This window comes from Pseudomonas sp. Xaverov 259 (assembly GCF_019352915.1).
GTDB lineage: Bacteria > Pseudomonadota > Gammaproteobacteria > Pseudomonadales > Pseudomonadaceae > Aquipseudomonas.
This window is the reverse complement of record NZ_JAAAFV010000024.1, coordinates 14,389-36,743: the sequence shown is the minus strand read 5'-3', so window position 1 is coordinate 36,743 and position 22,355 is coordinate 14,389. Positions and strand designations below refer to the sequence as shown.

19 protein-coding genes are annotated in these 22,355 nt (G+C 61.7%); 10 read left to right on the top strand and 9 right to left on the bottom strand.

The genetic code is table 11. From position 1 onward, the window contains the following. Positions 1-45: 45 nt before the first annotated feature. Positions 46-903: a LysR substrate-binding domain-containing protein gene (locus tag K0H48_RS08975; RefSeq protein ID WP_219267198.1), complete on the bottom strand. Its 858-nt coding sequence runs from the start codon at positions 901-903 to the stop codon at positions 46-48. A gap of 114 nt (positions 904-1,017) precedes the next feature. On the opposite strand from K0H48_RS08975, the gene K0H48_RS08970 reads away from it, so the two are divergent. The 3 genes from K0H48_RS08970 (at position 1,018) to K0H48_RS08960 (ending at position 3,692) form a co-directional block, all read left to right on the top strand. Next, on the top strand, positions 1,018-2,127 hold the full coding sequence (locus tag K0H48_RS08970) for a 2-aminoethylphosphonate--pyruvate transaminase (RefSeq protein WP_219267197.1): 1,110 nt from the start codon (positions 1,018-1,020) through the stop codon (positions 2,125-2,127). Positions 2,128-2,156: 29 nt separating this feature from the next. Then, positions 2,157-2,984 carry a phosphonoacetaldehyde hydrolase gene (gene phnX / locus K0H48_RS08965; protein ID WP_219267196.1) on the top strand — a complete coding sequence of 276 codons (828 nt, stop codon included), beginning with the start codon at positions 2,157-2,159 and terminating at the stop codon, positions 2,982-2,984. A gap of 114 nt (positions 2,985-3,098) precedes the next feature. Then, positions 3,099-3,692, top strand: coding sequence for a cytochrome b (locus K0H48_RS08960; RefSeq protein WP_219267195.1), 594 nt, complete (start codon positions 3,099-3,101; stop codon positions 3,690-3,692). Between the two features lie 43 nt (positions 3,693-3,735). On the opposite strand, the gene K0H48_RS08955 is transcribed toward K0H48_RS08960, so the two are convergent. Both K0H48_RS08955 and K0H48_RS08950 read right to left on the bottom strand, forming a co-directional pair. Next, positions 3,736-4,626 (bottom strand): 1-aminocyclopropane-1-carboxylate deaminase/D-cysteine desulfhydrase, encoded by an 891-nt coding sequence (locus tag K0H48_RS08955; protein WP_219267194.1) that lies wholly within the window; start codon positions 4,624-4,626, stop codon positions 3,736-3,738. 55 nt (positions 4,627-4,681) lie between these two features. Next, complete coding sequence (locus K0H48_RS08950; RefSeq protein WP_219267193.1) at positions 4,682-6,721, bottom strand: NADPH-dependent 2,4-dienoyl-CoA reductase; 2,040 nt, start codon at positions 6,719-6,721, stop codon at positions 4,682-4,684. 211 nt (positions 6,722-6,932) lie between these two features. On the opposite strand from K0H48_RS08950, the gene K0H48_RS08945 reads away from it, so the two are divergent. Both K0H48_RS08945 and K0H48_RS08940 read left to right on the top strand, forming a co-directional pair. Further along, a complete protein-coding gene (locus K0H48_RS08945) occupies positions 6,933-8,063 on the top strand; it encodes a carbon-nitrogen hydrolase family protein (RefSeq protein WP_219267192.1) in 1,131 nt (376 codons plus the stop codon). Between the two features lie 4 nt (positions 8,064-8,067). Continuing rightward, positions 8,068-9,102: an AraC family transcriptional regulator gene (locus K0H48_RS08940; RefSeq protein WP_219267191.1), complete on the top strand. Its 1,035-nt coding sequence runs from the start codon at positions 8,068-8,070 to the stop codon at positions 9,100-9,102. Positions 9,103-9,110: 8 nt separating this feature from the next. On the opposite strand, the gene K0H48_RS08935 is transcribed toward K0H48_RS08940, so the two are convergent. Continuing rightward, positions 9,111-9,341 (bottom strand): hypothetical protein, encoded by a 231-nt coding sequence (locus K0H48_RS08935; RefSeq protein ID WP_219267228.1) that lies wholly within the window; start codon positions 9,339-9,341, stop codon positions 9,111-9,113. A 93-nt stretch (positions 9,342-9,434) separates the two neighbouring features. Between K0H48_RS08935 and K0H48_RS08930 the strand changes: the two genes are divergently transcribed. Further along, entirely contained in the window at positions 9,435-10,436 is a 1,002-nt protein-coding gene (locus K0H48_RS08930) for a pyruvate dehydrogenase (RefSeq protein ID WP_219267190.1), read from the top strand. Positions 10,437-10,565: 129 nt separating this feature from the next. Here K0H48_RS08930 and K0H48_RS08925 read toward each other — a convergent pair whose 3' ends face one another. Beyond that, complete coding sequence (locus K0H48_RS08925; RefSeq protein ID WP_138814830.1) at positions 10,566-11,036, bottom strand: MarR family winged helix-turn-helix transcriptional regulator; 471 nt, start codon at positions 11,034-11,036, stop codon at positions 10,566-10,568. Between the two features lie 145 nt (positions 11,037-11,181). On the opposite strand from K0H48_RS08925, the gene aceE reads away from it, so the two are divergent. Further along, positions 11,182-13,842, top strand: coding sequence for a pyruvate dehydrogenase (acetyl-transferring), homodimeric type (gene aceE / locus K0H48_RS08920; RefSeq protein ID WP_219267189.1), 2,661 nt, complete (start codon positions 11,182-11,184; stop codon positions 13,840-13,842). Position 13,843: 1 nt separating this feature from the next. Here aceE and K0H48_RS08915 read toward each other — a convergent pair whose 3' ends face one another. Both K0H48_RS08915 and K0H48_RS08910 read right to left on the bottom strand, forming a co-directional pair. Then, positions 13,844-14,668 carry a DUF2242 domain-containing protein gene (locus K0H48_RS08915; RefSeq protein ID WP_219267188.1) on the bottom strand — a complete coding sequence of 275 codons (825 nt, stop codon included), beginning with the start codon at positions 14,666-14,668 and terminating at the stop codon, positions 13,844-13,846. Positions 14,669-14,757: 89 nt separating this feature from the next. After that, positions 14,758-15,657 carry a LysR family transcriptional regulator gene (locus K0H48_RS08910; RefSeq protein ID WP_219267187.1) on the bottom strand — a complete coding sequence of 300 codons (900 nt, stop codon included), beginning with the start codon at positions 15,655-15,657 and terminating at the stop codon, positions 14,758-14,760. A gap of 119 nt (positions 15,658-15,776) precedes the next feature. Between K0H48_RS08910 and K0H48_RS08905 the strand changes: the two genes are divergently transcribed. The 3 genes from K0H48_RS08905 (at position 15,777) to nhaA (ending at position 19,766) form a co-directional block, all read left to right on the top strand. Beyond that, a complete protein-coding gene (locus K0H48_RS08905) occupies positions 15,777-16,991 on the top strand; it encodes an MFS transporter (protein ID WP_219267186.1) in 1,215 nt (404 codons plus the stop codon). Between the two features lie 22 nt (positions 16,992-17,013). Further along, on the top strand, positions 17,014-18,315 hold the full coding sequence (locus tag K0H48_RS08900) for a chloride channel protein (RefSeq protein WP_219267185.1): 1,302 nt from the start codon (positions 17,014-17,016) through the stop codon (positions 18,313-18,315). A 122-nt stretch (positions 18,316-18,437) separates the two neighbouring features. Then, positions 18,438-19,766, top strand: a complete 1,329-nt coding sequence (gene nhaA, locus K0H48_RS08895; RefSeq protein WP_219267184.1) for a Na+/H+ antiporter NhaA — start codon at positions 18,438-18,440, stop codon at positions 19,764-19,766. Positions 19,767-19,832: 66 nt separating this feature from the next. Here nhaA and K0H48_RS08890 read toward each other — a convergent pair whose 3' ends face one another. Together K0H48_RS08890 and K0H48_RS08885 are read right to left on the bottom strand one after the other, a co-directional pair. Further along, entirely contained in the window at positions 19,833-21,707 is a 1,875-nt protein-coding gene (locus tag K0H48_RS08890) for a SurA N-terminal domain-containing protein (RefSeq protein ID WP_219267183.1), read from the bottom strand. Positions 21,708-21,939: 232 nt separating this feature from the next. Continuing rightward, positions 21,940-22,212, bottom strand: a complete 273-nt coding sequence (locus K0H48_RS08885; RefSeq protein WP_003174819.1) for an HU family DNA-binding protein — start codon at positions 22,210-22,212, stop codon at positions 21,940-21,942. Positions 22,213-22,355: the final 143 nt, after the last annotated feature.

Below are 22,355 nucleotides of genomic sequence, written 5' to 3'. Positions count from 1 at the left end.
GCAAGCCTGCTCGCCACACAGGGGGATTGGGTTGCGTCGAATACCTCAAGACGCCAACTCAAAAAACGCCTGAATCAAGCGCAACGAGCGGCGTCGCTCCATGCAGCCGAGCATATGCCGGTTCAACAACCCATCGCCCTGAATCGCCACCGCCTGCACGCGTGGGTCCTGGCTGACTTCCATCGACGACACCACGCCCACGCCCAACTCGGCCGCCACGGCCTCGGTCACCGCCTCGCGGCTGTCCAGTTCCAGCAGCACCTTGGGCTGCACACCCGCAACCGCGCACGCCTCATCGAAGGTCCGCCGCGTGATGGAGCTGGGCTCGCGCAACACCATGATCACTTCGTTGAGCTGTTCCAGCCGAATACCCTTGGGCAGTGCCGCCCACGGGTGGCTGGCCGGGACCAGCGCGCAAATCCGCGACTCATTCAAAGGCTGAAGGTGCAGGCCATTGCGCGGCTCCACCTCCGTCAGCACCGCCACATCCGCATGCTCGGAGAGCAGCGCCGCCAGGGTTTCCTGGGCATTGCCCAGGCGCAGGTTCACGGTGATGCCGGGGTAACGCGCCCGCAGGCTGGCGATCATCGGCATCACCAGGTGCGGGCCGTCGGCAGCCACTTCCAGACGCCCGCTGAGCAACTGCCGATTGGCTTCGAGCAGCGTCTGCGCTTCATCCACCAGTCCGAAAATTGCCCGGGTTATCGCCGCCAGGCGCGTGCCCTCCTCGGTCAATTCCACCCGCCGGGCGGTGCGGCGCAACAGTGCGATCTGGTAGTGCTCTTCCAGGGCCTTGATGTGCCCGGTCACCGCCGGCTGGCTGATGAATAGCCGTGCGGCGGCTCGGGTAAAGCTGCCCTCGCGGGCCACGGCATCGAATGCACGCAGTTGAAACAAATTCATAGCTATCGGCCTCACTGATAGCTCGCATAACAACAAACAATTTGATTGATGACAAGCCAAACTGCAATTTAGGCGCCGTAGCTTCACCCCCCAATGACCTTGCGAGGACTTGAGATGAGCACTGCCGCGCCGATCCTGCTGACCCCTGGCCCCTTGACCACATCGAACCGCACCCGTCAGGCAATGATGGTGGATTGGGGGTCATGGGATGACCGCTTCAACCAACTGACCGCCAGTGTCTGCACCCAGTTGCTGGCCATCCTGCATGGCAGCGATACCCACCACTGCGTGCCCTTGCAAGGCAGCGGCACCTTTGCCGTCGAAGCCGCCATCGGCACCCTGGTGCCGCGCAACGGCAAGGTACTGGTGCTGATCAACGGCGCCTACGGCAAGCGCCTGGCGAAGATCTGCGAAGTGCTCGGCCGCGATTTCAGCACCTTCGAAACCGCTGAAGACGAGCCCACCACCGCCGCCGACGTCGACCGCCTGCTGCACGCCGACCCGGCGATCACTCACGTGGCGCTGATCCACTGCGAAACCAGCACCGGCATTCTCAACCCGCTGCCGGACATCGCGCAGGTGGTTAAACGCCACGATAAACGCCTGATCATCGACGCCATGAGCTCCTTCGGCGCGCTGGCGATCGACGCTCGCGAAGTGCCGTTTGACGCGCTGATCGCCGCCTCGGGCAAATGCCTGGAAGGCGTGCCGGGCATGGGTTTTGTCTTCGCCGACAAACAGGCATTGGCGGGCGCCCAGGGCAACTGCCATTCCCTGGCGATGGACTTGTTCGACCAGCACAGCTACATGGCCAAGACCGGCCAATGGCGCTTCACGCCGCCGACCCACGTGGTCGCCGCGCTGCACGAAGCTTTGCTGCAATACCAGGAAGAAGGCGGCCTGCCCGCGCGTCATCAACGCTACGCCGACAACTGCCAGACGCTGCTCGAGGGCATGGCCGCACTGGGCCTGCGCAGCTTCCTGCCAGCCGCCATCCAGGCGCCGATCATCGTCACCTTCCATGCGCCAAAAGACCCGCGCTACCAGTTCAAGGACTTCTACGAGCGGGTCAAAGCCAAGGGTTTCATTCTCTACCCCGGCAAATTGACCCAGGTAGAAACCTTCCGCGTCGGCTGCATCGGCCACGTTGACGCGCAAGGCATGCAGGCAGCGGTCGAAGCGATCGGCCAGGTGCTGCAAGAAATGGAAGTGCTGGACATCTGATTGCCCCCATTACCCACAGGATTTGAACCATGAACTATCAAAACCCCAACACCCTGCAGGCCGTGATCCTCGACTGGGCCGGCACCGTGGTCGACTTCGGCTCTTTTGCGCCCACGCAGATCTTTGTCGAAGCCTTCGCCGAGTTCGACGTGCAAGTCTCCATCGAAGAAGCCCGTGGCCCGATGGGCATGGGCAAGTGGGACCACATCCGCACCCTCTGCGACCAACCACAGGTGGCCGAACGCTACCGCAAGGCCTTCGGCCGCACGCCGACCGATGACGACGTGACCTCGATCTACCAGCGCTTCATGCCCTTGCAGATCGAAAAGATCGCGGAGCACTCGGCGCTGATCCCTGGTGCCCTGGACACCATTGCGCGCTTGCGTGTGCAAGGCATCAAGATCGGCTCCTGCTCCGGCTACCCCAAGCAGGTGATGGACAAGGTGGTCGCCCTGGCCGCCACCAACGGCTACATCGCCGACCACGTGGTCGCTACCGACGAAGTGCCCAACGGCCGCCCTTGGCCGGCCCAGGCGCTGGCCAACGTGATCGCGCTGGGCATTGACGATGTGGCAGCGTGCGTAAAGGTCGACGACACTGTGCCAGGCATCCTCGAAGGCCGCCGCGCCGGCATGTGGACCGTGGCACTGACCTGCTCCGGCAACGCGCTGGGCCTGACCTATGAACAATTTCGTGACCTGGACGCTGCCGCCCTGGCCAGCGAGCGCAAACGCATCGAAAAGCTGTTCGAAGGCTCGCGCCCGCACTACCTGATCGACACCATCAACGACCTGCCGGCGGTGATCACCGATATCAACCAGCGCCTGGCGCGCGGTGAAATGCCGCAAAGCCACTGATCGAGGTCAAAACAACGGCATTTACGCCAGGCGAACCGCTCAAAACCGGCATACAGTTAAAGCACTCCATCGCGAAAGAATGGAGGTATGCCCTGATGAGTGAGGAACACAGCGATGCCGTGGAAAAACTCCGATACCCGCTACAGCACCATGTCAATTGCACTGCACTGGTTGATGGTGGTGCTGCTGGCGGTGGTTTACGCCTGCATAGAGTTACGCGGCCAGTTCCCTAAAGGCAGTGGTGCGCGCACCTTGATCGTCGAAATGCACTTTATGTTCGGCCTTACCGTGTTTGTGCTGGTGTGGCTGCGCCTGTTTGCGCGCAGCCTGGGGGTTGCGCCGAAGATCGTGCCCACACCGCCGCAATGGCAAACGTTGTTGGCCACACTGATGCACGTTGCGCTGTATGCATTAATGATCGGCATGCCGATTGCGGGTTGGCTGATCGTCAGTGCCGAAGGGCATTCGGTGATGTTTTATGGGATTGAATTGCCGCCGTTGATTGCGGAGAACAAAGCGCTGGCCAAAGAGATTGAGAGTTGGCATGTGCTGTTCGGCAAGGTCGGGTATTGGCTGATTGGGCTGCATGCGTTGGCGGGGATCATTCACCACTACATCCTGCGCGACAATACTGCTTTGCGAATGATGCCAGGTGGGAGCGGGCTTGCTCGCGAAGGCGCTGGGTCAGTTAATACATCAGCTGACTGACACACCGCTTTCGCGAGCAAGCCCGCTCCCACAGGGGGTTACGCTAGGTGGTAAAACCTCGGCGGCCTTGCAGGCCTCCGGTGTGTACGAAGATCAGGCGAGTGCCGGGGGTGAAGCGTCCGGCCTCGATCTGTTGCTTCAACGCCAGGAGTGCCTTGCCGGTATAGAGCGGTTCAAGCGGCAAGCCACAGGCCTGTTCGGTGGTTTGGATAAAGTCGAGCAATACCGGGTCGACCTTGGCAAAACCACCTCGGCTCGCATCCAGCAACGCATAACCGCCTGGCACAATCGCCTGCACATTCTGTGCAACCCCATGATCATCCGGCACGGCCATTGCGCCGTACACCGGATGCGCGCCCGCCTCGGCCAACGCCAACCCGGCCAGTGTGGTGCCCGTCCCTGCCGCCAGCCACCACGCGTGGTAATCATCCCAGCCCAGACGGTTCAATTGCGCCCGCACGTGCTCCACCAACACGCCGCAACCCTCGGCACCCGCCAACCCGCCGCCGCCTTCGGGCACGGGATACAGATGCGGATATTGCTCACGCCACGGCGACCAGAAACCCGCTTCATGCCGTGCGCGATAGCCGCCATAACCCAGCCAATGCAACTGCATGCCAAAGGCTTTGAGGTCAAGCACAGTGGGTGTGTCTTGAGGATGGCCGCGCAACAGGCCGACGGTGGCGAAACCAAAGCGTTTGCCGGCGGCTGCCAGTGCGTGCAGGTGGTTGGAGTGGGCGCCACCGAGGCTGATAACACCACGGGCACCGGCGGCTTGCGCGTGGGCCAGGTGCTCGGTGAGCTTGAACCACTTGTTGCCGCTGATCAGTGGGTCGATACGGTCCAGGCGCAGCACCGCCAGCTCGACGCCGTTCAGCCAGTCGAGCAGCAACGGTTCAAGCGGTGCGTGGGGAAGCCAGTCGAAGGGACCCATCGGGAGCTGTCTGAATGAAAAGGGGCGGTAGTCTAACACCGCCCCTTGGGTGGTTTTACAACTCGGCAGCCAGGCGCGAACCCTGATTGATGGCGCGCTTGGCGTCGAGTTCGGCCGCCACGTCGGCGCCGCCGATCAGGTGTACGTTCTGGCCCGCTGCGACCAGCCCATCCTGCAGTTCGCGCAGTGGGTCTTGCCCAGCGCAGATGACGATATTGTCGACGGCCAGCACCTGCGGCTCGCCCTCGGCGCCGATGCGGATATGCAGGCCTTCGTCATCAATCTTCAGGTACTCGACACTGTTGAGCATCTGCACCTGCTTGTTCTTCAAGCCTGTGCGGTGGATCCAGCCGGTGGTCTTGCCCAGGCCGTCGCCGACCTTGGAAGTCTTGCGTTGCAGCAGGAACACTTCACGCGCCGGTGCATGGGGTTGCGGCTTGATGCCGGCCACGCCGCCACGGGCTTGCAGCTGGGTGTCGATGCCCCACTCTTTCCAGAACGCCTCGCGGTCCAGGCTGGTGGACACGCCCGCGTGTACGAGAAACTCGGAGACGTCGAAACCGATGCCGCCGGCGCCGATCACCGCCACGCGCTTGCCCACTGGCTTGCGCTGCAGAATCACGTCCAGGTAGCTCAACACCTTGGCGTTGTCGACGCCCGGAATCGCCGGGGTGCGCGGCGCAATGCCGGTGGCCAGGATGATCTCGTCGTAACCGCCTGCCGCCAATTGCGCCACATCCACGCGGGTGTTGAGGCACAGCTCAACATGGGTGGTCTGCAATTTGCGCTTGAAGTAACGCAGGGTTTCGAAGAACTCTTCTTTGCCCGGCACGCGCTTGGCGATATTGAACTGGCCGCCGATCTCGCTGGCCGAATCGAACAAGGTCACTTGGTGGCCGCGCTCAGCCGCCACAGTAGCCGCCGCCAGGCCCGCAGGCCCGGCACCGACCACCGCAATTTTCTTGATCTGCTTGACCGGCAGGTAGTTCAGCTCGGTCTCGTAGCAGGCACGCGGGTTGACCAGGCAGGTGGTCAGTTTGCCGCCAAAGGTGTGGTCCAGGCAGGCCTGGTTGCAGCCGATGCAGGTGTTGATTTCATCCGCACGGCCGGCAGCGGCCTTGTTGACGAACTCCGGGTCGGCCAGGAATGGCCGCGCCATCGAAACCATGTCCGCATCGCCTTCGGCCAGGATCTGCTCGGCTATTTCCGGGGTATTGATGCGGTTGGTGGTGATCAATGGAATCTGCACCGCGCCACGCAGCTTGGCGGTGACCTTGCTGAACGCACCACGCGGTACTTTGGTGGCAATGGTCGGAATACGCGCTTCGTGCCAGCCGATACCGGTGTTGATAATGCTTGCACCCGCGCCTTCGATGGCCTTGGCCAACTGCACGATTTCTTCCCAGGTGCTACCACCTTCCACCAGGTCGAGCATCGACAGGCGGAAGATAATGATGAAATTCGGGCCTACCGCTTCGCGCACCCGGCGCACGATATCCACGGCCAGGCGCATGCGGTTTTCGTAGCTGCCACCCCAACGGTCAGTGCGATGGTTGGTGTGGGCGGCGAGGAACTGGTTAATGAAGTAGCCTTCGGAACCCATGATTTCCACGCCGTCGTACTCGGCAACCTGGGCCAGCAGCGAGCAGGTGACAAAATCCTGGATCTGCTTCTCGATGCCCTCCTCGTCCAGCTCTTTGGGCTTGAACGGGTTGATCGGCGCCTGGATCGCGCTCGGTGCCACCTGCTTGGGGCTGTAGGCATAACGCCCGGCGTGAAGGATCTGCATGCAGATCTTGCCGCCGGCTTCGTGTACGGCCTTGGTCACAATCTTGTGCTTTTGCGCTTCTTCGTCGGTGGTCAGCTTGGCTGCACCGGCATACACGCCGCCTTCATCGTTCGGGCCGATGCCTCCGGTGACCATCAGGCCAACGCCGCCACGGGCGCGCTCGGCAAAATAGGCGGCCATGCGTTCGAAACCACCGGGCTTTTCTTCCAGGCCGGTGTGCATCGAACCCATCAGGGTGCGGTTGCGCAAGGTGGTAAAACCCAGGTCCAACGGGGCCAGCAGGTGCGGGTAGGCAGCAGCGGTCATGGTACAGCTCCACAACGGATCATCACGGGACGTGGCAGGCTCGAATGGCACGCCATCGGTTTATGTCCCACAGACTAAGAGGCGATGGACTACCGCTCAATGACCGTAACTGACAAGTTATTGATCCAAATGCACAGTACCCCTTGGCAAGCCGATGCAGGCGCCCTACCCTAGTCGCGAACCCTGCACACGGTCTGTTGTCTGTTGCCCCATGCGTAAACTTCTAGCGTTCACCGTCTCCATGGCCCTGGTTGCCGCCATCGCCGCGTATCTGGTCTGGACCCAGGAGCGCCCTGTGGCGCATTACCTGTCGGACCTGCGTATCACCCTGGCCGTCAACGAAGGCGAGCCCGCCGATCGTGGCAATCTGCTGGGCATCCAACCCGAGCTGTTCCCGGCCGACTACCAGAGCCTGGAACGCCTGCACCTGAAACTTTCGGCCTACCTGCAAAAGGCCCGCGACCAAGGTTTGATAAACGCCAAGACCGTCGTCGTGCTGCCGGAACACATCGGCACCTGGCTGATGCTCAGCGGCGAAAAGAACGAGCTGTACCAGGCCACCCACCTCAAGGATGCGATGAACTGGCTGTTGGCCAGCAACCCGTTGCAGTTTGCCCGCGCCTGGATCAGCGCCAAAGGCGATAACCGCATGGACGACGCCTACCTGCGCATGAAGGCGCCGGCCATGGCCCGCGACTATCAAGTGCTGTTCGGCGGCCTGGCCAAAGAATTCGGCGTGACCCTGGTGGCGGGCTCCATTGCGCTGCCGAACCCCAGTGTCAGCCAGGGCCAACTGCACATCGGCCATGGCGCGCTGTACAACGCCAGCGTGGTGTTTGCGGCGGATGGCCTGCCCATTGGCGACCCACAGCGCCAGCTGTACCCGATTTACGATGAGCGCGGGTTTATCGCGCCGGGCGATGAAAACCAGGTCAGCGTGGTCGACACCCCGGCCGGGCGCCTGGGCGTCCTGATCGGCAGCGACAGCTGGTACCCGGACAACTACCGCAAACTCAATGAGCAAGGCGCGCAACTGGTCGCCGTACCGGCCTTCGTCACCGGCCGCGACACCTGGGACCGCCCATGGCGCGGCTTTAAAAGCGTGTCCACGCCGCCGGAAATCAGCCTCAAGCCCGAAGAACTCAGCGAAGGCGAAGCCTGGCGCCGCCTCACCCTGATCAGCCAACAACCCATCAGCCAGGCCAGCGCCGGCATGAGTGTGTTCCTGCGTGGGCAGTTCTGGGACCTGGGCACCGCCGGGCACAGCTTCCTCAGCAACGATGGGCACGTCACTGCGGGCAACGACGCCCGTGGTGCGCGCCTGCTGAATATCTGGCTGTAACGCCGTGAAGCCGGTGCGCCTTGGGGATTTGTCGGTGGGCTTTGTACAGTCCCTGGCCGACGCCGTCCAAAGCCATGGCCTGGACCCGCAACCGCTGCTGCTGCAATACGGCCTGGACCCGGCGCGCCTTGCCGAAGCCGGGGCGCGGTTGTCGATCCCGCGCTACATGCGCCTGGGCCATGCCGCCATCCAGCTGACCGGCAACCCCGGCCTGGGCCTGCGCATGGGCCAATTGAGCCGCCTAGGCCAGGCGGGATTGGCCGGCGTCACCGCCGCACAGGCGCCCAACGTACGCGAAGCGGCGCGCGCACTGACGCGGTTTGAAGCACTGTACGGCTCCAACTATCGCGGCCAATCGAGCTTTCATGAAGACGCCGACGGCGCTTGGCTGCGCTTCTATTCCATCAGCCCCTACAACGCCTACAATCGCTTTGTGGTGGACTCGATCATCGCCGGCTGGTTGCAGCAATTGTCGAGCCTGGCCCAGCAACCGGTGCAGGCGCAGCGCATCGACATCGAATTTGAAGCCCCTGAGTACAGCGACCAGTACAGCGTGCTGGGTGACAGCCCGGTGCATTTCGGTGCCGAAGCCAATCAACTGCGCCTCAACCAGGCAACCCTGGGCCTGCGTAACCCGCAGCATTGCCCCAGCACCTGGCAGCTGTTGTTGAAGTTATGTGAACACGAGTTGGAGCAGCTCACCCGCACTCGCAGCCTGCGCGAGCGCATTACCCGGTTGCTCGGGCCGATGCTCAATGGCGGCCGGGAACCCGACCTGGAAGAAGTGGCGGCACGCTTGAAGCTGCCAACCTGGACGCTGCGGCGCAAACTGGCCGACGAAGGCACGCAGTTTCGCGCGATTCTTAACGATACCCGCCGCGATTTGGCCATGACCTACATTCGCGACACGGAACTGGCATTCGGCGAGATCGCCTACTTGCTCGGTTTTGCCTCAGCCCAAGCCTTTCAACGGGCCTTCAGGCGGTGGAACAACCAGACCCCAGGGGAATTTCGCCGCAGTCAGCGGCATTCCGCCTGAAGTCGGTGTTACAGCTCGGTGGCGTCATCGGCCGGATCCAGCGGATCCAGTTCAAACGCGTGGTACTCCAGCAGTTCTTCCTGGTATTCGTCCATGGTGGACTCCTTCTTGATTAAAAGCGGTTGCAGATAAATGACCTGCACACCCAGCCTAAAGTGCCGTGATGACGAAAAAATGTCGGCGCCATGACGTTCCTGCACTTCAAGATAAAACGTAGCAGGGTTGGGTCGATTTAGCACTTCGTGTTCGAGGTGCGATTGCAATCATTGCAATTGCAATAACATACCGATTTGCATTAGGGTAAGCGCCTCTGTCGCCAGGAGCCTCGACCCATGCCTGTCTCAACCGCTCAAGCCGCGCAGCGCTGCATCGATGCGCTGGGCACTGCCGCGCCGCCTCCCGGCTCGCCGCTGTACACGGTCATGACCATGGCCAATACCCTGGAATTGAGCCGACAGGCCTGGGTGATTCGTGGCCAGTCACGCAGCCACCGTGCGGGCAATTGGCCCCGCTGGTTTGCGCGTAATACCGGCGAAAAACCCATGCTGTACCTGCACAGCGCGGCGTCGTCGGCGCAGTTATGTGGACTGTCGCAGGCCTCCTTACAGCGCGGCATCCTGTGCAACGACATCGAAAACCAACCCTCTGCCTGGCCGAAAGGCGCGCAACCCTCACTGCCGTTGTGGCTGGCGACGAACCCGTACTGCACGCCGTATGACCCGGCGTCAGGTGCCGAGGCGCGGGCGATTGTGCTGGCGGGTTTGCGCGCGTTGTATGTCGATGGCAAGCCGGGGTTTTATTACCTCGCGCTGCACGATCAAGCGCGCACAGCGATGCTCGAGACGCAGGATCGTGAAGACGTGCTCAAGGGCATGTACCCGCTGCGCCGCAAACATTCTGCGGATGTGCAATTGCTCGGTGCTGGCCGTACGCTTGAGGACGTGACCCAAGCGGCACAACTGCTCGAACAGGATTGGGGCGTGACTGCGCAGGTGTGGAGTTGCCCTAGCTATACGCGGCTGGCCCGTGAGGCAGCGGCCGCAGAGCGCTGGAATCGCCTGCACCCGATGGCCGCCCGGCGAAGTTGCCATTTGCATGAGTGCCTGGCCGGGAGCGCCGCGCCGGTGATTGCCGTGACCGGTTATCCGCAGGTGATTGTCGATCAGTTGGCGGCACATGTGCAGGCGCGGTTTGTCGGGCTGGGTGCGGGGTCGGTGCAGGTGTCTGCGCCCAGTCGGTATTGGATCGTGGTGTGTGCGCTGCGGGCGTTGGCCGATGAAGGCCGCATTGGTGTAGAGCAGGTCGAAGCGGCGATGCGTCGGTATCCACTGTGAGGCATGGGAACACGGTCAAAAATGTGGGAGCGGGCTTGCTCGCGAATGCGGTGGGTCAGCCAGCCTCTATGTGTCTGACAGATCGCATTCGCGAGCAAGCCCGCTCCCACATTGGACCTTCATCGCCTATTAGATCTTGCGTCGACTGCGGGTTTGCACGCCCGCCTCCACCGCCAACCCCGCCGTGCGTTCCAAGGTATCGGCAAACAGCTGGCGTTGTTCAGGCTCGATCTGCGACAGGAACAGTTCATCCACGGTGCTTTCGTAGATGCCCCACATTTTTTTACGCAACACCCGGCCGGCTTCGGTGATCGAGGCAAATGCCGCGCGGCCGTCACCGTCGGAGCGCGAACGCACCACCAGGCCGTCCTTTTCCAGGCGGTCCACCAAGCGTGTGAGGTTGTAGCGCTCGATCGCCAGCACATCGGCCAACTCATGCATGCGCCGTGTGCCATCGGGGCCGCTTTCCAGGCCCCATAACGCGTCATACCAGGCATAGGGCGGCAAGTCTGCCGCCGCCAGGCGGCGTTCGATTTCACGGATGACCGTCCTGTGGGCCCTGACAAAACGGAACCAGACATCAGGCTCTTTCGACGACATGCAACACCATCCGGGGAATTTCAAGAAGGTTGCAATAGTAGCTCATCCCGCGCTAGATTCAGTCATGTAGTTGCAATTGCAATTACATTCGCGCAACTCCCACAAGGAGCCCGCTGCTTGAAATCCGCCTACCCTGGAGCCTCACATGACCCCCAATAACGCAGTAAGACTGGACGACGATCCACAGGAAACCCGCGAGTGGCTGGAGTCCATCGAATCGGTGTTGTCCACCGAAGGCCGCCCGCGTGCGCACTACCTGATTGATCAGTTGCTGGATTTCGACGTTGCGCGCCATGGTGACTTCTACGGGCGGGTGACCACGCCTTACGTCAACACCATCGCGGTCGACCGCCAATTGCCCTACCCCGGCAACCTGGCCATCGAGCGGCGCACCAATGCGTTTATCCGCTGGAATGCCATGGCGATGGTATTGCGCGCAGGTAAACACTCGGGTGTCGGTGGGCATATTGCAACTTACGCGTCAGCCGCCGTGTTGTACGACGTAGGCTTTGACCACTTCTTCCGTGGCCGAACCGATAGCTTCGACGGTGACCTGGTGTACATTCAGGGCCACTCTTCCCCGGGCATTTACGGCCGCGCCTACCTTGAAGGGCGCATCAGCGAAGCGCAGCTGGATAACTTCCGCAGCGAAGCCGGTGGCGAGGGCTTGTCCTCCTACCCGCACCCACGGCTGATGCCGGACTTCTGGCAATTTCCCACGGTGTCCATGGGCCTGGGGCCAATTACCGCCGCCTACCAAGCGCGCTTTATGCGCTACCTGGAGTTCCGTGACCTCAAGCCACACCAAGGCCGCAAGGTGTGGGCATTCCTGGGCGACGGCGAAATGGACCAGCCGGAATCCCTGGCCGCCATCTCCCTGGCCGGCCGCGAGAAACTCGACAACCTGATCTTCGTGGTCAACTGCAACCTGCAACGCCTGGACGGCCCGGTGCGCGGCAATGCCAAGGTGATCCAGGAATTCGAAAGCCTGTACCGCGCCGCCGGCTGGAACGTGATCAAGGTGATCTGGGGTGGCGGCTGGGATGCGCTGCTGGAAAAGGACCAGAGCGGCTTGCTGCGCCAACGCATGATGGAATGCGTGGACGGCGACTACCAGAACTACAAATCCCAAAACGGCGCCTATGTGCGTGAACACTTCTTCGGCAAATACCCGCCATTGCTGGCACTGGTTGCCGACATGTCCGACGACGATATCTGGAAACTCTCACGCGGTGGCCACGACCCCGACAAGGTCTACAACGCCTACGCCGCTGCCGTACGCCATAAGGGCCAACCGACGGTGATCCTGGCCAAGACCGTCAAGGGCTTCGGCATGGGCGAAGCGGGCGAAGGCCAGAACATCAATCACCAGTTGAAGAAGATGGGCGCTGATGCCGTAAAAGCCTTTCGCGACCGCTTCGGCCTGGAAGTGGCCGATGACCAGCTCGACGAAATCCCTTACCTCAAGCCCGCTGCCGACAGCGAAGAAGCCCGCTACTTCGCTGCCCGTCGCCAAGCGCTGGGCGGCTATGTGCCAGCACGACACACTGCGGTCGAAGCCTTGCAGATTCCCGAACTGAGCGCGTTTGCCACCCAACTCAAAGACACCGGCGAGCGCGCCATCTCCACCACCATGGCGTTTGTGCGCATCCTCGGCACTCTGCTCAAAGACCCGCACCTGGGCAAGCTGATCGTACCCATCGTGCCGGACGAGTCGCGCACCTTTGGCATGGAGAGCCTGTTCCGCCAGATCGGCATTCACTCCGCCGTCGGCCAGCTCTACACCCCACAAGACGCCGGGCAACTGAGCTACTACAAAGAGAGCAAAGACGGACAGATCATGCAGGAAGGCCTGAATGAATCCGGGGCCATTTCCTCGTGGATTGCGGCGAGTACGTCCTACAGCAATCACGGCCTGATGACCGTGCCGTTCTACATTTTCTATTCGATGTTCGGTTTCCAGCGCGTCGGCGACCTGGCCTGGGCCGCCGGCGATGCCCGCGCTCGCGGCTTTCTGCTGGGTGCCACGGCTGGCCGCACCACGCTGATGGGCGAAGGCTTGCAGCATGACGACGGCCACAGCCACATCCTCGCGTCGGTGATCCCCTGCTGCATCGCCTATGACCCGACCTTTGCCTACGAGCTGGCGGTAATCATTCGCGAAGGCATGCGGCGCATGTATGTCGAACAGGAGGACATTTACTACTACATCACCCTGCTCAACGAAAACTACCCGCACCCAGCCATGCCCGAAGGCGTGGAGAATGGGATTCTCAAAGGTTTGTATCCATTAAGCACGCACCCGCAGGCGCAGGTGCAATTGATGGGCAGCGGCTCGATCCTGCGCGAAGTGATTGGCGCAGCGCACCTGCTCGACAAGGACTTTGGCCTGGCCAGTAATGTCTGGAGCGCCACCAGCCTGACCGAACTGCGCCGTGACGGGCACGCAGTGGAGCGCTGGAACCTGCTGCATCCACAGGATGAACCGCGCGCGAGCTACGTGGAAACCAGCCTGGCCGGACACAGCGGACCGGTGGTGGTGGCGACGGACTATATGAAGTTGTTCGCCGACCAGATTCGCCCGTTTGTACACGGCCGCCGTTTTGTGGCGCTGGGCACCGATGGCTTTGGGCAATCGGACACCCGCGAAACCCTGCGCGAATTCTTTGAGGTGGACCGCCACTTCATCGTGCTGGCGGCGCTGAAGGCGCTGGCCGATGACGGCGTGATCGGGCGTGACAAGGTGAGCGAGGCCATCAGCCGCTACGGGATCAACGTCGACAAGACGAACCCCGTAGCGGTCTGAGTTACTGGGCTGGCGTTGGCAGCGGTGGAATCGCCTCTGTCGGCGCCGGCAGGTTCGGGTTGGTCGGCGCTGGGGCTGGTTCCGCCGCCGGTGCAGGTGTTGGCGCAGTGCTCGGCGCAGGTTCGGCCTGTGGCGCAATCGGTGCTGCCTCTGGCGGTGGTGCCAGCGGTTCCGACACGGCGGGCGCTACCGGTGTGTCCTTGGGCGGCTCTACCTTATCGGCAGGCGCAGCCGCTTTCGGCTCCGGCACGCCCAACTCAGCCTTGGGCTTCTCTGGAATATGCTCGGCCGCCTTCACTTCCTGGGGCAGGAACACATCCACCAGCGAGAAGTAACGATCGTAAAACTTCGGCGCTGTCACCGTCTCACTCGCCACCTTGACCATCGAGTCATCAGTGGAGCCAATCGGCATCGACACCGAGCCCAATACACCCACGCCGAGGCTGGCGGAGTTGTTGACCTTCTTCAGCGCGTAGCGGTCCTGCAAGGCGTTGGCGAACATGGTCGAGTGCTTGGCGCCTTTGCCATCATCGGCACATACCACGTTGAAGCTGATTTGCAGGTGGGTTTCACCGGTCTGCTGGAAACTCTTGTTACCCACCACCAGCTTGGGGTCGCTGCTGGTGATGATGTAACCCTGGCTCAACAACGCACGTCGCGCCGCCTCACAGGCCGCCACATCGCTGACCGGGTAATCACGGGAGAACGTGCCGGAGTCGTCGAAATTCTCATGTTCATAAATAGCGGTCTTGGGTGACGAGCAGCCCGCAGCGCCCGCCAGCACCAGCGCCAACCCGAGGCTACGCAAGTGAAATGATGTCGACATCGAAAATCCTGAGGAAAACAGTCAGGGCGCTATTGTGCAACAGAACGCAGGGTTGGCGCGCACATTCCTGTCGGTAAAACGTCACAGCGTTATTGCACCGCGTGCGCAGGAAAAAGCCCGGCGCACATATGGTCAATAAACACCCGCAGCTTGGCCGAGGCAAAGCGACTGGAGGGCCACAGCATCCAGAAACTGCCGCGATGCACCAAATGTTCATCCAGCACCCGTTGCAGACGCCCCTGGCACACCGCCTCCTTGACCATGAAGTCCGGCAGGCAGGCGATGCCCAACCCTTCGTGCACCACATAGTTAAGGGATTCGATGGTGGTGCTGACCAGCGGCGCACGCAGCACCGGCTCTGCCACGCCCGGCACCTGGCGCAGTGGCCAGGGCTCCAGCTTGCCGGTGGCGCAGAATTTGTGGCGCAGGCAGGCATGGCTGCTCAAGTCCTGCGGCTGTTGCGGCGTGCCATGCTGGGCCAGGTAACCCGGCGTGGCCACCAGGACCAGTTGGTAATGGCCCAGATGACGCGCCATCAAGCGTGAATCTTCCGGCTTGCCGGTGCGAACTACCGCATCGAAACCTTCCTCGATCACATCCACCATGCGGTCGGAAAAATCCACATCCAGCTCGATGTCCGGGTAGGCGCGCATAAAGTCGCTGAGCACCGGCATCAACAGCCCACGCACCTGCGGCAAGCTGATGCGCAGTGTGCCTCGGGGCGTGGCGCCGGCCTCAGTCAACTCCTGCTCCGCTGCCTCCACCTCGGCCAGAATCCGCCGCGAGCGCTCCAGGAACAGCGCACCTTCGCCGGTCAGGGTGACGCTGCGTGTGCTGCGATGAAACAGCCGCACGCCCAGGCGTTCTTCCATGCGCGCGATGCTTTTGCCCACGGCCGAAGACGACACCCCCAGCACGCGGCCAGCAGCCGTGAAGCTGCGGGTTTCGGCAACCTGCACGAACACCGAAAGGCTACTCAGACTGTCCATCGCCGACCTTCTTTTTGATTGCGGACTTGAATGTCCGATAAGTTCGGAACCTTAGCCTGTTTTTCCGCAACTCACAGCCCCCTACTCTGCCTCCCTGACCTTTTGCATGGAGACGGAACATGGGCGACTGCCCCTCGATTGCCAACCCGGCCATCACGACCGTAAAGGACACACTGCCCCTCGCCGGCTTACTGGCCTTGGCGTGCGCCGGGTTTATCACGATTCTCACCGAGGCAATGCCGGCCGGGCTGCTGCCACAGATGAGCGAGGGGCTGCAGGTTTCGCAGGCATTGGTCGGCCAACTGGTGACCCTTTACGCCCTGGGCTCGTTACTCGCGGCCATTCCCCTGACTTTATTGACCCGAGGCTGGCGGCGGCGCCCCTTGCTGCTGATTGCCATCGGCGGCTTTGCCTTGGTCAACAGCGTGACGGCGCTGTCCACCCATTACGGGCTGACCCTGGTCGCGCGGTTTTTTGCCGGCGTCTTCGCCGGGTTGCTCTGGGCGTTGCTGGCCGGCTATGCCAGCCGAATGGTGGCCCCGCACCTGCAAGGCCGGGCGATCGCTGTCGCCATGCTCGGCGCACCGCTGGCCTTGTCGCTGGGCGTACCCGCCGGTACTTTCCTCGGCACCGTGGTGGGCTGGCGCCTGAGCTTTGCCATCATGACCGGGCTGACGCTGTTGCTGCTGGTGTGGGCACGCTGGCAACTGCCGGACTTCGCCGGGCAAACGGCGCAACAGCGCTTGGGTTTGCGCCAGGTCCTGAGCCTGCCCGGCATTCGCCCGGTGCTGTGGGTGACCCTGACCTACGTGCTGGCACATAACATTCTGTACACCTACATCGCGCCACTGCTGGTGCCTGCCGGGTTAGTCGCCGACATCGACCAGATATTGCTGGTGTTCGGCCTCATGGCCTTGCTGAGCATCTGGCTGACGGGCGTGCTGATTGATCAACACTTGCAGCGCCTGCTGATCATCAGTTGCGCGATGTTCGCGGTATCGGCCCTGGCACTGGGCGTGTGGATGACCTCCACCAGTGCGGTGTATGCCAGCGTGGCGCTGTGGGGCCTGGCCTTTGGTGGCTTGCCGGCGCTGTTGCAAACGGCGCTGGCCAAGTCCGCCGGTGACTCGGCCGATGCCGCGCAATCGATGCTGGTGACGGTGTGGAACCTGGGGATTGCCGGCGGCGGGCTGGCGGGCGGCCTGTTGCTGCAAACATCGGGGGTCGCGTTGTTCCCGTGGGCGGTTGGCGGGTTGATACTGTTGGCAGTGGCCGCGACACGGCGCATCGCGAGGACAAGCGTTGGATATACGGTTAACCTTGAAACACCCTGAAACTTAATCGGAATTCACCTGGGTGATCAAACCGTTCATTTCATTGCGCCGCCGCTTTACCTCACTGCGCTGGCGTACCCGGATCACCCTGTGGGCCGGCGCCACCATCGCCGGGCTGATGGTGGTGATGTTTGCGCGCCTGGCTGACGTGGCGCTCACCCAGTTCGCCGCGCAATCCAGCGCCCATCCGTGGCTGCCCTTCGTCTATACACCGCTGGTGGGCATGCTGGTGGTGTGGCTGACCACGCGCTTTTTTGCCGGTGCCCAGGGCAGTGGCATTCCGCAGGTCATCGCTGCCACTCGCCTGGCCAACAAAGGGCAGGACGTCAGCAAGCTGGTGTCTTTGCGCATAGCCTTCGCCAAGATCGGCCTCGGTACATTGGCGTTGACCGGTGGTTTTTCTGCCGGGCGCGAGGGACCGTCCGTGCAAGTGGCAGCGTCGATCATGCACTTCTGCCATCGTTACCTGCCCAATGCTCGCATCATCCGCAGCGAAGACTTGATCCTGGCGGGCGGCGCCGCCGGAATCGCCGCCGCATTCAATACGCCGCTGGCCGGCATCGCCTTCGCAGTCGAAGAGTTGGGGCGCAAGCTCGAAACCCGCACCAGCGGTGTATTGCTCAGCACGATTATTTTGTCGGGGATGGTGGCCATCGCCCTGCAGGGCAATTATAACTATTTCGGCCACCTGGACGTTGAAGAGATCAAGCTCGACATCATTGTTCCGGTATTGGCGGCCGGCATCGGCTGCGGCCTGCTCGGCGGGCTGTTCAGCCGCATGCTGCTGTGGCCACAGCGCTACCACCGGTTTGTGCTCTGGGAATGGCGGCGAGTCCACCCGGTGTGGTTCGCCGGGGCGTGTGGGCTGGTGGTCGCAGTGTTGGGTTGGCTCAGCGGCGGGATGTCCTTCGGCAGCGGCTACGGGATTACTACGCAGATCATTGCGTCCGATGTCGGCCTGCCATGGCACGCGCCGGTCACGCGTTTTCTGGCCACGGTGGTCACGTATTTTTCCGGGATCCCGGGCGGCATCTTTGCCCCGTCGCTGGCCGTCGGCGCGGCCGTGGGCGCCAACGCGGCCGAGTTTTTCGCGCTGGCAGCGCAACCGATCATTGCGCTGTGCATGGTGGGCTTCCTGGCGGCCGTGACCCAATCGCCGATCACCTCGGCGATCATCGTGATGGAGATGATCGACAGCCACGGGATGGTGATCAGCCTGATGGCGGTGGCGCTGATTGCCAAGGCCGTCAGTTCGCGAATGGGGCCGGAGTTGTACCAGCAATTGGCGCGCGGTTTTCTGCACCCGCCGACAAAAAGCCCATAAGCCTGACAACATTGTTTACAACTTATTCATCAACTTCCTATCATCACCCTGGGTGCGTGACTGCATAGGGCACAGCGCAGGTTAAAGCAAAGCATTGGTCGGGCCGCCAGTGGAGACTTGTCGTGCCCAAAAAACACCCTGCCATCCCGCGTCCCCAGGCATTGACCGAGGGCGCGCTGTCAGCCCTTGAGCGGTTTTCACGCATTGAGGCGGTCAGCGGCATTGTCCTGCTGCTGGCGGCCATTGCTGCGCTGATCTGGGCCAACGGCCCGGCTGCCGAATCCTACGAACACTTCTGGAACACCCCAATTACCCTCGGGCTGGGCGACTTCAGTGTGTCACGCTCACTGCATTTTCTGGTCAACGACGGCCTGATGACCATCTTCTTCCTGGTGGTTGGCGCGGAGATACGCCAGGAAATAAAGGACGGCGCACTCGCCAACCTGAAACTCGCAACCCTGCCGCTGGGCGCTGCGCTGGGTGGCGTATTGATGCCAGCCATCCTTTACACCGCGCTCAATCATGGCACCGCCGCCGCCAGTGGCTGGGCCGTGCCCACCGCCACCGACATTGCCTTTGCCGTCGGCGTGCTGGCGCTGCTGGGCAAATCGATCCCCAGCGGTGTACGCGTACTGCTGTTGGCCCTGGCCATCATCGATGACATCGTGGCGATCCTGATCATTGCCGTGTTCTTCACTGCAAGCCTGGACTACATGGGCCTGGTGGTTGCCGCAGGTGGGTTGGCCTTAGTGCTGGTGTTCCAACGGATGGGCATCAGCAAGGCGGCGATCTATCTGCTGCCAGGCGCGATTGTCTGGTTCGGCCTGCTCAAGACCGGCGTACACCCGACCCTCGCCGGGGTGATCCTGGGCCTGATGACGCCGGTCAGTTCCAAGCCGACCACCGAGCGCCCACTGGACACCATCGGGCGCACCTTCAATGAGCTGATGGATCGTCTCTCGCAACCGGCCGAAGATGCGCACCAGGTCGCCAAGCCGCTCAAGCAACTGCGCGAAGCCCAACGCGAACTGATGCCGCCGGTGCAGCGCGTGCAATCGGCGTTGCACCCGTGGGTCGCCTTCGGCGTGATGCCCCTGTTCGCCCTGGCCAATGCCGGTGTCAGCCTGCAAGGCTTGAACCTTGAGCATCCGCTGCCCCAGGGTGTGTTCATGGGCGTGATCGTCGCCTTGGTGATCGGCAAGCCGTTGGGCGTGATGCTGGCGAGTGTCACGCTGGTCAAACTCAATATCTGCAAGCTGCCCGACGGTGTCACCTGGAGCGGCGTCGGCCTGGTCGGCCTGCTGGCGGGGATTGGTTTTACCATGTCGATCTTTATCTCGTCCCTGGCCTTCTCCGACCCGGAACTCTTGGCAGCGGCCAAACTGAGCGTGCTGACGGCCTCGACCGTGGCGGCGGTGATTGGGTTGAGCTGGGGGAAACTGAAGTTCTAAGCCGATCACATGCGCAAAAAAAAGCCCCCGGTCCTTGCAGACCGGGGGCTTTTTTTCAAACCAACATCAGAACTTCTTGATGTCAGCCTTGGTTTCCAACTGCTTGCGGTAGGCGGCAAAGTCCTGCTGGCCAACACGCGAAGCGAGGAAGCGGCGGTATTGCGCCTTTTCTTCGTCGGTAGGGGCTGCGGCTTCGTTGACGCCATTCAAGCGCACGATCACCAGGCTACCGTCAGCCAGGGTCACGGTGGTGAAGGTCGGCTTGTCCTTGGCCGCAGGCTTGGGCATGCGGAACAGGGCTTGCAGCACGGCCGGTTCGATTGCTTCAGCGTTACGGGTCGCCGCTTCAGTCACCTTCCAGGCCTGGCCGTCGATCGGCTTGTTCAACGGGGTCTTGCCGTCACGCAGGCTGGCGATCAACTCGTCGGCATGGGTTTTGGCAGCCGCGATGGCGCGCTCTTTGGTCATCTGGGCGCGGATCGCAGCCGACACGCTTTCCAGCGGCAGTTGCGCAGGCTTCAGATGCTCTTTGGCACGCAGCACGATGATGGTTTCCGGGTCCAGCTCAATAGCACTGCTGTTGGCACCTTCATCCAGCACTTCCGGGCTGAATGCAGCGGTGACCACGGCACGGTTGGCCGCAACACCTTCGCCACCTTCACGGCCAAACGGCGCGGAAGTGTGTACGGTCAGCTTCATGTCGGACGCCGGCTGAGCCAGGTCGGAGGCTTCGAATGCCGCGTCTTCCAATTGCTTGGTCGCCTCGACATAACGCTGCTCGACCTGCTGGGTCTTGAGCTCACGGGTCAGCTTGTCTTTCAGGCTGGCAAACGATGGCACCTCGGGTGCTTCAACGCCCAACAGCTTGATCAAGTGCCAACCGAAGGTGGTACGCACCGGCGCCGACACCTGGTCCTTGTTCAAGGCATACAGAGCCGTTTCGAAGTCCGGGTCGTAGACGCCAGGGCCGGCAAAGCCGAGGTCGCCGCCATTGTTGGCCGAACCTGGATCCTGGGAGAACTCCTTGGCCAGGGCTTCGAACTTCTCACCCTTGGCCAGGCGTGCCTGGATGTCTTCGATCTTGGCCTTGGCTTGCGCGTCGGTGGTCTTGTCGTTGACTTCAATCAGAATGTGCGCGGCACGACGCTGTTCAGCGAGGTTGGCGGTTTCTTTCTGATAGGCAGCCTGCAGCTCTTCGTCCTTCACGGTGACCTGATCGAAGAAGGACGACTTCTTCAGTTCCAGGTAATCGATGACCACTTGATCCGGGGTCATGAACTCTTTGGCGTGCTGGTCGTAGTAAGCCTTGACCTCGTCGTCGGTGAGCTTCACCGCCGCAGGGTCGGTCTTGATGTTGACGGTGGCAAAATCGCGGGTCTGTTTTTCCAGACGGGCGAAAGCCAGCACCTCGGCGTCGGTGACGAAACCGCTGCCGGCGATGCCTGCGCGAACCTGGCCGATCAGCATTTCCTGGGTCAGCATCTGACGGAATTGCATCCGGGTGTAGCCCAACTGACGGATCACCTGATCAAAGCGTTCGGCACTGAATTTGCCGTCCACCTGGAATTCCGGCGTCTGCAGGATCACCTGGTCCAGCGCAGCTTCAGAGAAGCCGAACTTGGAATCCGCAGCGCCTTGCAGCAATAGCTTGCGATCGATCAGACCTTTCAAAGCCGCTTCGCGCAGCAGTTTTTCGTCCAGCAGCGAAGCATCGAAATCCTTGCCCAGCTGTTGCATCAGCTGGCGACGTTGCATGTCGACGGCCTGGCCCAATTCGGTCTGGGTGATTTCTTCACCGTTGACCTTGGCCACGTCCTGCTTGTTGTTACCCGAAGCCTGGAAAATGGCCTCGATACCGGTGAACGCCATCAATGCGACGATGATCCCGATAATAGTCTTGGCAATCCAGCCTTGTGAATTGTCCCTGATATTTTGCAGCATGCGTCCCCCAGAAACGGTTGATCTTCAAAAATTAGGCAACCGTGGAGCGTGGGTAGAGTCCGGATAGAAGAAAGGCGCATCCGAGGATGCGCCTTCTCGTAACTGGCGGAGCGGACGGGGGTTTGAACCAACACCCCAGGCCTTGGCGACCCGATGGATACGTGGGTCAGCTGCCGCTCCGCTGCCAGGCCAGACCTGCGTCTGACCCGGGTAGGCAAGGCTTGAACGAAGCTTAGTTAACCGCTTCTTTCAGGGCTTTACCGGCTTTGAAACCTGGTTTCTTGGCAGCAGCGATTTGCAGTGCTTTGCCAGTCTGTGGGTTACGGCCAGTGCGAGCTGGGCGGTCAGTCACAGAGAAAGTACCGAAGCCTACCAGTACCACGGAGTCGCCGGCCTTCAGAGCGCCAGTGACGGATTCGATTACTGCGTCCAGCGCACGGCCAGCAGCAGCTTTCGGGATATCAGCGGATGCGGCGATAGCATCAATCAGTTCCGACTTGTTCACTCTAAGTCCCCTTATATATCTATTGAGTATGATTCTAAGTTTTTTGGTGAAAGCAAAAACCAGTGCTGAATGGCCTACAGACACTTAAGAGCCGCTTTATAACAAGGGCTCTAAAAAGCTGTCAAGGAAGCCCCCAGGCTTAT

Excerpts from the sequence above, each read along its gene's own strand:
- K0H48_RS08975 (WP_219267198.1), bottom strand. The coding sequence starts at position 903 with ATGAATTTGTTTCAACTGCGTGCATTCGATGCCGTGGCCCGCGAGGGC.
- K0H48_RS08970 (WP_219267197.1), top strand. The coding sequence starts at position 1,018 with ATGAGCACTGCCGCGCCGATCCTGCTGACCCCTGGCCCCTTGACCACA.
- phnX (WP_219267196.1), top strand. The coding sequence starts at position 2,157 with ATGAACTATCAAAACCCCAACACCCTGCAGGCCGTGATCCTCGACTGG.
- K0H48_RS08960 (WP_219267195.1), top strand. The coding sequence starts at position 3,099 with ATGCCGTGGAAAAACTCCGATACCCGCTACAGCACCATGTCAATTGCA.
- K0H48_RS08955 (WP_219267194.1), bottom strand. The coding sequence starts at position 4,626 with ATGGGTCCCTTCGACTGGCTTCCCCACGCACCGCTTGAACCGTTGCTG.
- K0H48_RS08950 (WP_219267193.1), bottom strand. The coding sequence starts at position 6,721 with ATGACCGCTGCTGCCTACCCGCACCTGCTGGCCCCGTTGGACCTGGGT.
- K0H48_RS08945 (WP_219267192.1), top strand. The coding sequence starts at position 6,933 with ATGCGTAAACTTCTAGCGTTCACCGTCTCCATGGCCCTGGTTGCCGCC.
- K0H48_RS08930 (WP_219267190.1), top strand. The coding sequence starts at position 9,435 with ATGCCTGTCTCAACCGCTCAAGCCGCGCAGCGCTGCATCGATGCGCTG.
- K0H48_RS08925 (WP_138814830.1), bottom strand. The coding sequence starts at position 11,036 with ATGTCGTCGAAAGAGCCTGATGTCTGGTTCCGTTTTGTCAGGGCCCAC.
- aceE (WP_219267189.1), top strand. The coding sequence starts at position 11,182 with ATGACCCCCAATAACGCAGTAAGACTGGACGACGATCCACAGGAAACC.
- K0H48_RS08915 (WP_219267188.1), bottom strand. The coding sequence starts at position 14,668 with ATGTCGACATCATTTCACTTGCGTAGCCTCGGGTTGGCGCTGGTGCTG.
- K0H48_RS08910 (WP_219267187.1), bottom strand. The coding sequence starts at position 15,657 with ATGGACAGTCTGAGTAGCCTTTCGGTGTTCGTGCAGGTTGCCGAAACC.
- K0H48_RS08905 (WP_219267186.1), top strand. The coding sequence starts at position 15,777 with ATGGGCGACTGCCCCTCGATTGCCAACCCGGCCATCACGACCGTAAAG.
- K0H48_RS08890 (WP_219267183.1), bottom strand. The coding sequence starts at position 21,707 with ATGCTGCAAAATATCAGGGACAATTCACAAGGCTGGATTGCCAAGACT.